Annotated in this window: 11 protein-coding genes, 3 tRNA genes and 2 pseudogenes; 6 read left to right on the top strand and 10 right to left on the bottom strand. The window is 70.6% G+C overall.

From position 1 onward, the window contains the following. Nucleotides 1-33 precede the first annotated feature (33 nt). Complete coding sequence (locus tag ACWEVN_RS01615; protein WP_452049834.1) at nt 34-939, top strand: SGNH/GDSL hydrolase family protein; 906 nt, start codon at nt 34-36, stop codon at nt 937-939. Here the strand turns inward: ACWEVN_RS01615 and ACWEVN_RS01610 are convergent. From ACWEVN_RS01610 to ACWEVN_RS01585, 6 genes are all read right to left on the bottom strand, one after another. Next, nucleotides 936-1,334 carry a MaoC family dehydratase gene (locus tag ACWEVN_RS01610; RefSeq protein WP_449682153.1) on the bottom strand — a complete coding sequence of 133 codons (399 nt, stop codon included), beginning with the start codon at nt 1,332-1,334 and terminating at the stop codon, nt 936-938. The two genes, ACWEVN_RS01615 and ACWEVN_RS01610, sit on opposite strands and share 4 nt — an antisense overlap. Beyond that, nucleotides 1,331-1,780, bottom strand: coding sequence for a MaoC family dehydratase N-terminal domain-containing protein (locus tag ACWEVN_RS01605; protein WP_449682154.1), 450 nt, complete (start codon nt 1,778-1,780; stop codon nt 1,331-1,333). The genes ACWEVN_RS01610 and ACWEVN_RS01605 overlap by 4 nt, the downstream gene beginning before the upstream one ends. Nucleotides 1,781-1,857: 77 nt before the next feature. After that, a complete protein-coding gene (gene rpmG, locus ACWEVN_RS01600; protein WP_005152047.1) occupies nt 1,858-2,022 on the bottom strand; it encodes a 50S ribosomal protein L33 in 165 nt (54 codons plus the stop codon). Nucleotides 2,023-2,071: 49 nt separating this feature from the next. Next, a tRNA-Met gene (locus tag ACWEVN_RS01595) sits at nt 2,072-2,144 on the bottom strand. A gap of 126 nt (nt 2,145-2,270) precedes the next feature. Further along, nucleotides 2,271-2,343 (bottom strand) — tRNA-Thr (locus tag ACWEVN_RS01590). Between the two features lie 80 nt (nt 2,344-2,423). Then, a complete protein-coding gene (locus ACWEVN_RS01585; protein WP_452049833.1) occupies nt 2,424-5,063 on the bottom strand; it encodes a putative bifunctional diguanylate cyclase/phosphodiesterase in 2,640 nt (879 codons plus the stop codon). Nucleotides 5,064-5,300: 237 nt separating this feature from the next. Between ACWEVN_RS01585 and ACWEVN_RS01580 the strand changes: the two genes are divergently transcribed. The 3 genes from ACWEVN_RS01580 to lon all read left to right on the top strand — a co-directional run bounded on the left by ACWEVN_RS01580 (nt 5,301) and on the right by lon (nt 9,668). Beyond that, the gene (locus ACWEVN_RS01580; RefSeq protein WP_449682156.1) at nt 5,301-6,239 is read left to right on the top strand and encodes a GNAT family N-acetyltransferase; all 939 of its coding nucleotides are present in this window, start codon (nt 5,301-5,303) and stop codon (nt 6,237-6,239) included. 71 nt (nt 6,240-6,310) lie between these two features. Continuing rightward, complete coding sequence (locus ACWEVN_RS01575) at nt 6,311-7,165, top strand: SAM-dependent methyltransferase (RefSeq protein ID WP_449682157.1); 855 nt, start codon at nt 6,311-6,313, stop codon at nt 7,163-7,165. A 100-nt stretch (nt 7,166-7,265) separates the two neighbouring features. Continuing rightward, nucleotides 7,266-9,668: an endopeptidase La gene (gene lon, locus ACWEVN_RS01570; protein ID WP_452049832.1), complete on the top strand. Its 2,403-nt coding sequence runs from the start codon at nt 7,266-7,268 to the stop codon at nt 9,666-9,668. Between the two features lie 422 nt (nt 9,669-10,090). Here lon and ACWEVN_RS01565 read toward each other — a convergent pair. Next, a pseudogene (locus ACWEVN_RS01565) lies at nt 10,091-10,207 on the bottom strand (class I SAM-dependent methyltransferase); the annotation flags it as partial. Nucleotides 10,208-10,427: 220 nt separating this feature from the next. Further along, nucleotides 10,428-10,847: pseudogene (locus tag ACWEVN_RS01560) on the bottom strand (AAA family ATPase); the annotation flags it as partial. A 504-nt stretch (nt 10,848-11,351) separates the two neighbouring features. On the opposite strand from ACWEVN_RS01560, the gene ACWEVN_RS01555 reads away from it, so the two are divergent. Then, nucleotides 11,352-11,801: an NAD(P)-dependent oxidoreductase gene (locus ACWEVN_RS01555; RefSeq protein ID WP_452049831.1), complete on the top strand. Its 450-nt coding sequence runs from the start codon at nt 11,352-11,354 to the stop codon at nt 11,799-11,801. Between the two features lie 154 nt (nt 11,802-11,955). On the opposite strand, the gene ACWEVN_RS01550 is transcribed toward ACWEVN_RS01555, so the two are convergent. Further along, a tRNA-Tyr gene (locus ACWEVN_RS01550) sits at nt 11,956-12,037 on the bottom strand. Nucleotides 12,038-12,166: 129 nt separating this feature from the next. On the opposite strand from ACWEVN_RS01550, the gene ACWEVN_RS01545 reads away from it, so the two are divergent. Further along, nucleotides 12,167-12,658: a YajQ family cyclic di-GMP-binding protein gene (locus ACWEVN_RS01545; protein WP_103337374.1), complete on the top strand. Its 492-nt coding sequence runs from the start codon at nt 12,167-12,169 to the stop codon at nt 12,656-12,658. 34 nt (nt 12,659-12,692) lie between these two features. Here ACWEVN_RS01545 and ACWEVN_RS01540 read toward each other — a convergent pair whose 3' ends face one another. Beyond that, complete coding sequence (locus tag ACWEVN_RS01540; protein ID WP_452049830.1) at nt 12,693-13,355, bottom strand: hypothetical protein; 663 nt, start codon at nt 13,353-13,355, stop codon at nt 12,693-12,695. Nucleotides 13,356-13,386: the final 31 nt, after the last annotated feature.

Raw genomic sequence — 13,386 nt, 5'->3', positions numbered from 1 at the left:
CGCCGGCGCGGCCGCTTGGGTAGAAACGAATAAGTGGCGAAGAAGAGCGGCGGCGGTGGCTGCCTGGTGGTCGTGCTCGTGGTCGGGTTGCTGGCCTTCGGGTACTACAAGTGGCAGCACGGTTCGTCGTCGGCGCCACCGGAAGGCGTGGACACCGGCGGCGGCTCCGGCCGCTACGTCGCCCTCGGGGATTCGTACACGTCCGCGCCGCGGACCGGCCGCCAGGCGGGCACTCCGGCGGGCTGCGACCGGTCGGTCGGCAACTACCCGCACCTGGTCTCGGCGAAGCTGAAGCCGGCCCAGTTCGTCGACGCCAGCTGCAGCGGCGCGACGACGGCGAACCTCAGCGCGGCGCAGAAGACCGGCAACGGCACGAACCCGCCGCAGCTGGACGCGGTGACGGCGGAGACGACGCTGGTCACGGTCGGCATCGGCGGCAACGACGTGGGGTTCTTCTCCTACGCCTCGGGCTGCGCGACGACGAACGAGAACGCGTCCCCGTGCCGCGACCGCCTGACCGCCGGCGGCCGCGACGAGCTGGCCGAGCGGATCGACGCCACCGCCCCGAAGGTCGCCGCGGTGCTCGACCGCATCCACCAGAAGGCCCCGAAGGCCAAGGTGGTGGTGGTCGGCTACCCGGCGGTGCTGCCGGACGGCAACGGCTGCTGGCCGTCCCTGCCGTTCGGCGCGGGCGACATCGAGTACTTCCGCGGCGCGCTGGGCAAGCTGAACAAGATGCTGGAGGACCAGGCGGACGCCCACCGCGCGGGCTACGCCGACACGGCGACCCCGGGCAAGGGCCACGACGTGTGCGCGGCGTCGGACAAGCGCTGGATCGAGGGGCTGCTGCCCGCCTCGCCGGCCGCCCCGCTGCACCCCAACGCGCGGGGTGAGCAGGGCATGGCCGACGCGGTCCTTTCGGTCCTGAAGCTGCCTTAGCGGCGGACCAGGGCCTGCGGCTTCCCGAGCACGGTCTTGCCGTCGAACTTCACCACGAGGTCGATCCGGGCGATCCCGTCGTCCTTGACGTCCGCGACCTTCCCGGTCACCTCGACCACCGCCCCCTCGGGGGTGTTCGGCACCACGACCGGCCGCGTGAAGCGGGCGCTGAAGTCGATCAGCCGTGCCGGGTCGCCGAGCCAGTCCGTGACCACGCGGCCCGCGATCGCCATCGTCAGCATCCCGTGCGCGATCACGTCCGGCAGGCCGACGTCCTTCGCGAACGCCTCGTTCCAGTGGATCGGGTTGAAGTCCAGCGCCGCGCCGGCGTAGCGCACCAGCTGCTCGCGGGTGATCCGGACTTCGAGGGCGGGCAGTTCGTCGCCGGTGTTCACGCGCTCTCCCCTCGGACCACCAGCTGAGCGCGGGTGGTGCAGACCTTCTGGCCGGCGGCGTCGGTGATGTCGGCACGCAGGTTGATGAAGTCGTTGCCGGCACGGGCCATGATGGCGTCGATGTGGGTGGTCACCTCGAGCACGTCACCGGCGAACACCGGGCGCGTGTAGGTGAAGCCCTGGTCGCCGTGCACCATCCGCGAGTAGTCGAGGCCGAGCTCGGGGTCGGCGACGATCGCGTTGATCGAGGCGAGGTTGATGATCGTGAGGAACGTCGGCGGGGCGATCACGTCGGGGTGACCGGCCTCGCGGGCCGCCTCCGGGTCGCGGTAGACCGGGTTCGCGTCACCGATCGCGTCGGCGAACTCCCGGATCTTCTCCCGGCTCACTTCGTAACTGGTCTGCGGCGGATAGCTCCGCCCGGTGAACGACTGGTCCAAGGGCACCCGGAGAGGCTACCAACAGCAAAGAGCCGCCCCGGGGGATCCAGGGCGGCTCTTCGAAGCTGGTGAACGCGTACGCGTCAGCGGGTTTCCTTGTGCGTCCGGTGCGTACCGCAGTTCGGGCAGAACTTCTTCATCTCCAGGCGATCCGGGTTGTTGCGCCGGTTCTTCTTGGTGATGTAGTTGCGGTGCTTGCACTCTTCGCACGCCAGCGTGATCTTGGGTCGCACGTCGGTGGCAGCCACAGCGTTTCCTTCTCTCTCAGGTCCGGGGGCCAGCCCCGTCGTTACCGCGTAGCGGTGGCCGGACTTGAACCGGCGACACAGCGATTATGAGCCGCTTGCTCTGCCAACTGAGCTACACCGCCCTATCGTGCCCACCCCGGGGGTGCGGGGGCATGCCCCCGGCGGGGGTTTGGGGGCTCGGCCCCCAAAGGACACCGCGAAGCGAGCTAGGCTCGGGTTTTTCCCGAGCATAGCTCGCCCACTCGCGGAGCCCCTTTACGGAATCGAACCGTAGACCTTCTCCTTACCATGGAGACGCTCTGCCGACTGAGCTAAAGGGGCCTGGCCTCTCGCGAGGACTTGGAAAGATTAGCAACCCCCGTCACCCGGCCGTGCAACCGGGGTCCCCAAACCGCAAAACCTCAGGTCAGCAGGGTCAGCACGGTCTCCGAGTGCCGCCCCGGCGAGCGCGCGGTCCGGGCCTGCAGCCATGCCTCCAGGCGGTCCTCCGGCAGCGGCCGCGAGATCAGGTAGCCCTGGGCGACGTCACAGCCCATCGCCTCGAGCTGGTCGCGCGCCACGTCCTCCTCGACGCCCTCGGCCACCACCGTCAGCCCGAGCGAGTGCCCCAGCTCGACGATCGACCGGACCACCGCGAGGTCGCCCAGGTCGGTCCCCATCCCGAGGACGAAGCTCTTGTCGATCTTCACCTGGTCGACCGGCAGCTGCCGCAGGTACGCCAGCGACGAGTACCCGGTCCCGAAGTCGTCCACGGCGAGCGTGATGCCCAGCGAGTGCAGCTCGCGCAGGATCGGCAGCGCCTTCTGCGGGTCGGACATCACGCCGGACTCGGTCAGCTCGAACGTCAGCAGCTCGGGCGGGATGCCGTGGTGCTCCAGCTCGCGGGCGACCTTGTTCGGGAAGTCCTCGTCGGCCAGGTTGCGCACCGACAAGTTGACCGCCACCGAGATCCGCAGGCCCTCGTCGAGCCACTTGCGGCAGCGCTTGAGCGCCTCGCCGAGCACGAAACCGGTCAGGACGCCGATCAGGCCGGCCGCCTCGATGGCCGGGACGAACTCGTCCGGGCCGAGCCGGCCGAACTCCGGGTGCACCCAGCGGACCAGCGCCTCGACGCCCTGCACCTGCCGGTTCGGCAGGGTGATCTTCGGCTGGTAGTGGACGCTGACCTGGCCGTCCTCGAGGGACTGCCGGAACTGCGTGACCATCTGGAAGCGGCGCAGGAAGATCTGGCCCATGCTCGGCACGTAGCCGCGGACCTCTTCGCCGCCCTTCGTCGCGCGGACCGCCACGTCCGCCCGCTGCAGCAGGCCTTCGATGTCGACGACGTCACCCGGCTCCTCCGCGGACGTCGTCGCGTAGCCGATCATCGCGTTCGCCTCGACCGAAAGCCGGTCGACCGGGTACGGCGCCGACAGCTCTTCGCGCAGCCGTTCCGCCGCGTGGTGGGCGTCTTCCGGCGGGCAACCGACGAGCAGCGCCGCGAAGGACGCGCCTTCGAGCCGGGCGAGCGGGACGTCGGGGCCGAGCGCGTCGCGGATGCGGCGGCCCGCGGCGACGACCATCCGATCGGCCCAGGCGTAGCCGAGCGCGTCGCTGACCGTGGAGAAGACGTCGAGGTCGATCCGCAGCACCACGGCGTTGGCGAAGTCCCGCAACGGTTCCTTGGCCACCTGCCGGAAGCCCGGCCGGTTGAGGTGCCCGGTGAGCGGGTCGTGGTAGGCGTCGTGGCGCAGCGTCGCCAGCAGGCGCCGGTTGTCCAGCGACGTCGCGAGGTGGCTGGCCATCGTGCCGAGCAGCTGGACGTCGTACTTGCCGAAGCCGCGCCAGCGGGACAGCCGGTCGTGCGCCTCGACGACCCCGAGCAGCCGGTTCGCGCTGCGCAGCGGGACGACCAGTGCCTCCTGCGCGCCGCGGTCGAGCAGCGCCGCGCGGACGTCGGGGTTGGCCTCGGTGATCCGGAAGTGCCGGACGTGCGCGCCGGGCAGGCGCAGCAGCGGGTCGTCGGCGGCGGGGTCGGCGGCCGGCAGGTCGTCGCCCGCGACCACGACCCGCATGGTGTCCTTCGGTTCCAGCCGCAGCCGCAGCACGACGCGGCCGGCGGCGAGCTGGTCCTTGATGCGCTCGGCGATGGTCGCCCACTCGCGGACGTCGACGCCGCCGACGAGCTCGTCGGCGCGGCTGGCCGGGCGCGCAGCGGCCTGCTGGCCCGAGCGGGCCACCATCAGGCTGACGTCGGAGAGCGCCTCCATGTCCCGCTGCTCGCGCAGCAGGTCGGAGTACGCCCAGTACAGCGCGGTCAGGCCGAGGAAGACGGCGAGCACCAGCGGCCACGCCTGGGGCGTGCTGGAGATGACGAGGTAGCCGGAGAGGCCGACGGACGCGTTGACGAAGCCGACGACCAGGATCCGCCCGGTGAGCCGGACGGCGGTGCTGACCCGCATGCGGCGCCGCAGCACGCGGACCGCGGCCAGGGCGAGCAGCGTGCTCACCAGCGGCGCGGTCAGCGTGCCCGCCAGCGCGGCGACCCACGGGATCTTGTCGCCGGTGCCGACGGCGTGCTTGACCAGCCCGGCGACCGCGAAGGCGCCGGTGATCTCGAGCAGGAAGGCGCCCGCGTTGTAGAGGACGCGGCCGGCGACCTTGCGCGCGAGCAGCGTGCCGATGCCGGCGACGAGGTGCGCGGCCAGCACGACTTCGAAGGGCGCGACGAAGAACCCGATGACGAGCGGGATCTCGGTGAACGAGATCGTCCAGGAGATGCCGCTGCGGACGTCGACGTTGATGCCGAGCTGTTCGGCGAGCAGGAAGGCGACCGCGAGCACCGGCGCGATCCACAGCAGCCGGTCGTTCCACTCGAACGGCAGCCACGAGCCGACCGCGAACGCGGCGACGAGCCCGAGGCTCAGGACGGCGAAGGTGTAGACGCGGAACCGGCGTTCGTCGGTGCGGGCTTCGGCGGAGACGGGTGGTGTCCCGGAAGCGGCTCCCGGCCCGGGCTGCGCCTGCGCGACGGCGTCACCGTGGGCGTTGGTGTCCGGCATCCGACCTTCCCTCCCGGCTTGTCCACCGGTGCTGATCCGTGACTTCGGGTGTGGACAAGGGCCATACCGTACCCCGTAGGGCGTACCCGTGTCCCTTTCGAGACAGTAAGAGATCACCCCAGGGTTAACAATGCCTCGAACGCGCTGACCTGCGTGGACCAGAGGGTGAAACGCCGGATGTCCGAACTCTGCCCAGTTCCCTACGCACCAAAAGCCGGGGAGCGCTTCAATGGCTCCATGCACAGCGATGTGATTGCCACCGAGCACGCGGCGCGGCTCGCGGCGGTGGATCCCCTCCTCCCCGGCTCGACCCCCTTCGAAGCAGCGGAAAACGCGGTGGTCCTGGAGGTGGCGACGGGCGGCTCCGCCGCGTCCGGGCTGGCGTCCCGCGTCCAGGTCGACCGCGACGCCCCGAACGCCCCCTGGCGCGCGCTGACCGAACACCGCCTCGACCTCCAGCTGGCCGGCCCTCAGCCGGCGGCCGTCCTCGACGCCCTGCTCACCCGATGGGATGAACATCTGCGCGCGGTCGCCGAGCGCGGCGACACCGAGACGGCGGCGATCGTCCCGCGCGCGAGCCGCGACGCCGCCGGCGCCCGGGAGATGCTGCACCACGGGTTCGCCCCGCTGCGGGTGATCGCGGTCCGCCCCTCGCAGCGGCTGGTCCCGGCGACGCCGCTCGGGACGCCCGGGGTCAAGATCCGCCGCGCCGAGCCCGACGACCTCGAGACCGCCGTCGCGCTCGGCATGGAGCTGCACTCCTACGACGCCCAGTACGGCACGGTGAACTGGCGTACGGGAGTCGAGGAGATCCTGGCCAAGGACCTCGCCGAGCAGCTGAAGCGGCCGGAGCCGCCGTTGTGGATCGCCGAGCTGTACGGCCGTCCGCTCGGCATGGTGAGCGTCCAGCACCCGGGCGAGACCGGCTGGATCAGCGGCCGGGTCGCCGCGTCCCGGGTCGGCTACCTGTCCTCCCTGGCCGTGGCGGAGGCCGCGCGGTCGTCCGGCGTCGGCACGGCGCTGGCGACGCACGCCCACCACGTCCTGGACGAGGAAGGCGCCGACGTCGTCCTGCTGCACCACGCCGCGGCCAACCCGCTGTCGACGCCGTTCTGGTACGCGCAGGGCTACCGCCCGCTGTGGACGTACTGGCAGCGTCGACCGGCTGTTCGGTGAACTACTGGTGGATTACCCGGGCCGGCCGGGGCTTATAGGCTTGCCCTCGCCGCCAGCGAGGGGAGCCTGAAGTGACCGACCAGCGGGATTCCGCGCCGAGAGCGCCCGAGGGTGTCGACACCGAGAAGCCGTCCGCGGCCCGGATCTACGACTGGTACCTGGGCGGTACCCAGAACTGGGCCGTGGACCGCGAGTTCGGCCGGCGCATGGAGCAGCAGTGGCCGCTGGTGCGCCCGGGGTCGAAGCAGAACCGCGAGTTCATGAACCGCGCGGTCCGGGCGGCGCTGCGGGCCGGCATCCGGCAGTTCATCGACCTCGGCTCGGGCGTGCCGACGGCGGGCAACGTGCACGAGGTCGTCGAGGCGGAGCTGCCGGAGGACCACGACGCGAAGGTCGTGTACGTCGATTACGAGCCGGTCGCCGTCGCCCACGCGACGCTGATCCTCGAAGAGGGCATGGCGACCGACTGGGCCGGCATCGTCCAGGCCGACATGCGGAACGCGAAGTCCGTCCTGCGCTCCGAAGAGACGCGCCGGCTGATCGACTTTTCGCAGCCGGTCTGCCTGATCATGGCGGCGGTGCTGCACTTCGTCGGCCCGGACGACGACCCGGAGGGGCTCCTGGCGGCGTACCGCGACGCGCTCGCGCCGGGCAGCTGGCTGGCGATCTCCCAGATGAGCGAAGGCGATGGCGACGGCCCGTACCTGGAGGGGCTGCGCTGGTTCGTCGAGCAGTACCGCAAGACGAGCAACCCGGTCTGGTTGCGCAACCGCGACGAGATCGAGCCCCTGTTCGGCGGCTGGCCGCTGCTGGAGCCGGGCATCGTGCACCTGCCGGACTGGCGGCCGGACCGGAAGATCAATGCCCTGGAAGCGGAGGCCCGGCCCTTCGCTTGGTGCGCCGTGGCGGCGAAGCCAGGCCGCTGACCTGCGGTTTCCGCGATCGCTGTGGGCGAACGCACCATCGGAAACAAACACACCCATCGGAGAGTTGAGCTAGGCAGACTCAACTATCCGAGGAGTGCACATGTCCGACACCCGCCTCCTGCCCGTGCTCCCGCTCGATGACGACGTCGTGCTGCCGGGCATGGTCGTCCCGCTCGACCTGACCGACACCGAGACGCGGGCCGCGGTGGAGTCCGCCCAGGCCAAGACGCCGAGCCAGGCGTCCTTCCCCGGCATCCGCTCGGCCGCGCCCGCCAAGGCCGAAGTCCTCATCGTCCCGCGCGTCCACGGCGAATACGCCGAATTCGGCACCGTCGCGACGGTCGAGCGCATCGGCCGCGTGCCCGGCGGCAAGGCCGCCGTCCTGCTGCGCGGCACGGCCCGCGCGGTCGTCGGCCGGATCGCCGACGGTCCCGGCGCCGCCCGCTGGGTGCACGCCGAGGACGCCCCCGAGACCACGACCGACCAGACCGCCAAGCTCGCGGCCGAGTACAAGGCCGTCGTCATCTCGATCCTCCAGCAGCGCGGCGGCTGGCAGCTGATCGACGCCGTCCAGCAGGTCGAGGACGCCTCCGCGGTCGCCGACCTGTCCGGGAACGCGCCGTACCTGTCCACCGAGCAGAAGCTCGAGCTGCTGTCCACTTTGGACGTCACCGCGCGCCTGGAGAAGGCCCTCGAGTGGAGCAAGGAGCACCTGGCCGAGCTCGAGGTGACCGATACGATCCGCAAGGACGTCGCCGAGGGCATGGAGAAGCAGCAGAAGGAATTCCTGCTGCGCCGCCAGCTCGAAGCGATCCGCAAGGAACTCGGCGAGCTCGACGGCACCGCCGACGAGACGGACTACCGCGCCCGCGTCGAAGGTGCCGAGCTGCCCGACGCCGTCAAGAAGGCCGCACTGGCCGAAGTGGACAAGCTGGACCGCACGTCCGAGCAGTCCCCCGAGGGCGGGTGGATCCGCACCTGGCTGGACACCGTCCTGGAGCTGCCCTGGAACGAGCGCACCGACGACGTCTACGACATCGCGGCCGCGCGTGCGGTGCTCGACGCCGACCACGCGGGCCTCGACGACGTCAAGGAACGCATCATCGAGTACTTGGCCGTCCGCAAGCGGCGCGCGGAATCGGGTCTCGGCCCGGTCGGCGGTCGTCGTTCGGGCGCGGTGCTCGCCCTCGCGGGCCCTCCCGGGGTCGGCAAGACGTCGCTGGGCGAGTCCGTGGCGAAGGCCATGGGCCGCAAGTTCGTCCGCGTGGCGCTCGGCGGCATCCGGGACGAGGCGGAGATCCGCGGCCACCGCCGCACCTACGTCGGCGCACTGCCCGGCCGGATCGTCCGCGCCATCAAGGAAGCCGGCTCGATGAACCCGGTCGTGCTGCTCGACGAGATCGACAAGGTCGGCGCCGACTACCGCGGCGACCCGACCGCGGCCCTGCTCGAAGTGCTGGACCCGGAGCAGAACCACACGTTCCGCGACCACTACCTCGAGGTCGAGCTGGACCTGTCCGACGTCGTGTTCCTGGCCACGGCCAACGCGCTGGAGACCATCCCCGGCCCGCTGCTGGACCGCATGGAGCTCGTCACGCTGGACGGCTACACCGAGCACGAGAAGGTCACCATCGCCCGCGACCACCTGCTCCCGCGCGAGCTGGAGCGGGCCGGCCTGGGCACCGCGGACGTCACGCTGACGGACGCCGCGTTCAGCCGGATCGCCGCCGAGTACACCCGCGAGGCGGGCGTGCGCGACGCGAACCGGACGATCGCCAAGGTGCTGCGGAAAATCGCGACCAAGGTGGCCCTGGACGAGGTCGCGCTGCCGGTTTCCCTGGACGCGTCCGACCTGGAGACCTACCTGGGCCGCCCGCGGCACATCCCGGAGTCGTCGCTCCCGGCGTCGACCCAGCGCACGGCAACCCCGGGCGTGGCGACCGGCCTGGCGGTGACCGGCGCCGGCGGTGACGTCCTGTACATCGAGGCGTCGCTGGCGGACCAGGAGTCCGGCGCGTCCGGGCTGCAGCTGACCGGTCAGCTCGGCGACGTGATGAAGGAGTCGGTGCAGATCGCACTGTCCTACCTCCGCTCGCACGGCGCGGAGCTGGAGCTGCCGGTGGGCGACCTCCGCAACCGCGGCATCCACGTCCACGTCCCGGCGGGCGCGGTGCCGAAGGACGGCCCGTCGGCGGGCATCACGATGACGACGGCCCTGGCCTCGCTGCTCTCGGGTCGCGTGGTCCGCGCGGACGTGGCGATGACCGGCGAGGTGTCCCTGACCGGGCGCGTCCTGCCGATCGGCGGCGTGAAGCAGAAGCTGCTGGCCGCACACCGGGCCGGGATGAAGACGGTGATCATCCCCCAGCGCAACGAGCCGGACCTGGACGACGTCCCGGCCGAGGTGCTCTCGCAGCTCGACGTGCACGCGGTGGCGAACGTCCGCGAGGTCCTCGACCTCGCCCTGACCCCGGCTTCGACGCCGGTTTCCCAGGCGGCGTAACCCCGAGCGCCGCCACCCCCGGACGGCCGGTTTCCCTCTCCCCCAAGGGAAACCGGCCGTTCCCCTACGCGGCGCCCTTCCGCGCGGCGACGAGGTAGCCAGCGCTTCGCTTCACGCGGGACCGTCGTTTCCGGACGGTCCCGCCACGACCGGTCCCGCCGCCGGACCAGCCGATCGACCGGCGGCACCGACGCGGTGACGTCGTAGGCGATGACGTCGCCGGGCTGCAGGCCGGCCCGCCATAGCACCTCCCGGACCCGCCTCGGCGTGAGGGCGACGATCCCGGTCCGGCGGGCGCCGTGCCGTCTCGACGGCGGGACGCCGACGGCGCGTTCCAGCGCGCCGAGGATGCGGCAGGAGGGCCCGCCGGGCCGGGTCACCCGGGCGACTTCGCGCAGAGCCCGGGCGGCATCGGTGTACTCGAGCACGCCCATCGCGAGAACGACGTCGAACCACCGATCGGCGAACGGCATCTCCTGGATGTCCCCGACGGAGAGTTCGACTTCGCCGCCCGCCCGAGCCCCGACGGCGTCGACCATGGCCGGCGACTGGTCGCACGCGGTGATCCGGAAGTCGCCGGGCCGCGTGTCGAGCGCGGGTTCGGCGTACTGTACCCGGACCAGCTCCTCGGGGGTGTCCCCGTTGTCCCCGGCGCCTCGGGCGCTGTAGGTGCCGCCGGGCGTCTTGTGCAGCTGTCCCAGACTGCTTGCGGACGTGGGGGATGAGCAAGAACGGGACGCTGTAGTGGTCGGCCAGCTGCTTGAACCGCCCGGCCGCGGCGTAGTCGGCGCTGTAGGCCGACGACCCGGCCGCGTCGGTGCCGCGCATCTTCTCGAAGGTGTCGATGATGACCAGCCAGGCGTGCGGGTTCTCCTCCGGCCACCCGACCAGTACGGCGTCCCGCCGGCGGTCATGGTGGGGCACGCGGTCTCGAGGGCGAGCAGGGGCGCGGCCGCCGGCCGGTGTCCTCCAGCGCGCAGTACGGGACCGGGCCGCGCTCCACCTCGATCGACCCCAACACCGGTCTCCGTTGGCGATCGCGGCGCCCGTGCCGAGCGAAAACCACGACTTGCCCGGCTTCGGCGCACCGGCCAGCAGGTTCAGCCCTTCCGCCAGGAGGCCGGGAACGGCCCACTTCGGCGGCGGGACTCCTCTCGCATCAGCTCCGCGTCGGTCCACCGGGTGCGGCGGGCGGGCGTGTCGGCACGGCGGCCAGCGGCCGGGGCGTGGTCATGATCGGTGACTCCGTTCGGACGTAGGTGCGGTGTCCGGTGGGGTGGCAGACTGAGCGCGTGAATCACGGGGGAAACGGCCGTCCAGAAGTACTGACCAAAGGCCAGAGAGCGTTCGTTCTGACATCGGTGATCGTCGGGGGTATCGGAGCCGCCATCTGCGCTCTCGCTGCCATGACGTCGAGCCGGTGGGCATGGGAGATGTGGCCGATGGCTGCCATTCTGGCGCTGTCGTCAGTCGTACAGTGGTTCCGATACCGGCGAACAAGACCGCAGAAATCCTGAGCGTGAACTTCGGCAGCCTGCACATGACATCTTTCAGGACGGCGGCGGCGAGAGGCGGCGGCATCGCGTAGCCCGTCTGCTGCTGCCGCGCTGTCACGTCCCCAACCACGGGCATCGGGGAACACATCGCGGCCTACCTCTTATCCCGCAGCTTCCCAACCTGAAGATGGTTCAGCTACCGTCCGCGGGCGTCGACAAGTGGATTGCCGAGGTGCCATCGGATGTCACATTGGCGAGCGCCCCCTTGGTGCGCTTTCAGGATGCGCACACCTGGGTTAAATCAAGTCATGAATTGGAGATCGTCACTGCACCTATTATCGACAAGACGCATGGCCTTGTCGATAAGGATTTCCTTGCCGCAATGGACGATGGGGCCCTTCTCGTAAACGCCGGTCGCGGGCAAATTGTGGTCACGGACGCGCTTGTGGCGGAGCTGCAATCGGACCGCCTGCGCGCCGCTTCGAATGTCACCGAGCCCGAACCGCTACCGGATGACCATCCATTGTGGAACTGCACGAACGTGATCATCAGCCCGCATGCCGCACGGACGGTGCCGCGAACCAACCACCCTGGTGCATCAGGTCCAGGTCGACCAGATCGGGGCGTTTATCCGTGACGAGACGCCATCGAACGCGACTTCGGGCCGTTGCCCGGCGCACTCAGCAAGCGGCACGTCCCACGCGCTGCCCACGGATGGCTGCACACGGCCGCACACGCGAAGAAGCCCCGCGCCCGGCATACGCCGTGGTCACGGGGCTTCTTCGCTGGTGTGGCGGGTGAGGGATTCGAACCCCCGTAGGCAATGCCAACTGGTTTACAGCCAGTCCCCTTTGGCCACTCGGGTAACCCGCCCAGGCCGGTCGCACCGGCCGGGGGAAAGCTTACCGAACGCCTCCGAGCAGGGGTCAACCGGGATACCCGTCGGGTGACAGGGGCTAGGCTGGGTGGCCCCTGACAAGCGAGTACGAGGTGTGAGGACACGTGGCGGATCCCTCTTTCGACGTCGTGAGCAAGGTCGACCGCCAGGAGGTGGACAACGCGCTCAACCAGGCGAGCAAGGAGCTGGGCACCCGGTTCGACTTCCGCGGCACCGGCACGACGATCAACTGGGCCGGCGAGGAGGCGCTCACGATCGAGTCCGAGACCGAGGAGCGCGCCCTGGCCGCGGTCGAGGTGTTCAAGGAGAAGCTGATCAAGCGCAGCATCTCCCTGAAGGCCTTCGAAGCCGGCGAGCCGGCGCTGTCGGGCAAGATCTACAAGATCTCCGGCAAGATCCTCCAGGGCATTGCCTCGGACAAAGCGAAGCAGATCGCCAAGTTCATCCGCGACGAAGGCCCCAAGGGCGTCCAGGCCCAGATCCAGGGCGACCAGTTGCGGGTGTCGGGCAAGAAGAAGGACCAGCTGCAGGACGTGATCGCCTTGCTGAAGGGCAAGGACTTCGAGATCGCGCTGCAGTTCACCAACTACCGGTGACGCCGCCGCGGGCACCCGGTCGCCGGGTGCCCGCTCAGGACGGCGTCAGCGTCCAGCTCGCCTCGTAGCCCTCCACCTGCAGGTACGCCGGCCCGCGGACGTCGCGCTCCACCTGCAGGTCGCCGATCTGGTTCAAGATCAGGTCGCGGTCCTCCGGCGACATCACCCACAGCCCGATGGCGCCGCGCGTCTTCGCCGTGAACCGCACGTGAGCCACGCCCGCCGGCAAGCGGACCACCGCGTCGCCCTTGCCCGGTGTCTCCTTGCCCGCCTCCGCCGTCGGCACGCTCCGGTGGTCCGCGATCGTCGCCGTCCAGGGGGCGTTCGCGTGGACCGTCACGCGCTTCACCGGGGTGCGCGGGTCCGTGTTCATCCACTTCGTGCCTTTGTACGCGCCGATCGCGTTGACCAGGCCGTGGTCGCCGCCGTCGGTGTCGACGATCACGTTGGACGTGCACTTCGGGCACTCGAACGTGAAGAAGCCCACCTGGTCCGCCGGCCACGTCGTCTCGAACTCGCCGCTCTCGGTGCCCGTGTGCGTCTCCGGCGGCACGTCACGCGGCTCCGCGGGCGCAGTGGACGACGGCGCAGGAGACGGCGCGGAAGCCGCCGGATCGACGATCTCGCCGTAGCCGGTCGCCGGCGCGCACGCCGACGTCAGCGCCAACAACAGCAGCACACCCAGCCGGATCTTCATGTTTCCCCCTCCGGTGATCTTTCGGCCCCGG

The organism is Amycolatopsis sp. NPDC003861 (assembly GCF_053605405.1).
This window is presented reverse-complemented; position numbering and strand designations above follow the sequence as displayed.

Coding starts and splice junctions, on each gene's coding strand:
- ACWEVN_RS01585 (WP_452049833.1), bottom strand. CDS start 5,063: ATGCCGGACACCAACGCCCACGGTGACGCCGTCGCGCAGGCGCAGCCC.
- ACWEVN_RS01580 (WP_449682156.1), top strand. CDS start 5,301: ATGCACAGCGATGTGATTGCCACCGAGCACGCGGCGCGGCTCGCGGCG.
- lon (WP_452049832.1), top strand. CDS start 7,266: ATGTCCGACACCCGCCTCCTGCCCGTGCTCCCGCTCGATGACGACGTC.
- ACWEVN_RS01555 (WP_452049831.1), top strand. CDS start 11,352: ATGGTTCAGCTACCGTCCGCGGGCGTCGACAAGTGGATTGCCGAGGTG.
- ACWEVN_RS01540 (WP_452049830.1), bottom strand. CDS start 13,355: ATGAAGATCCGGCTGGGTGTGCTGCTGTTGTTGGCGCTGACGTCGGCG.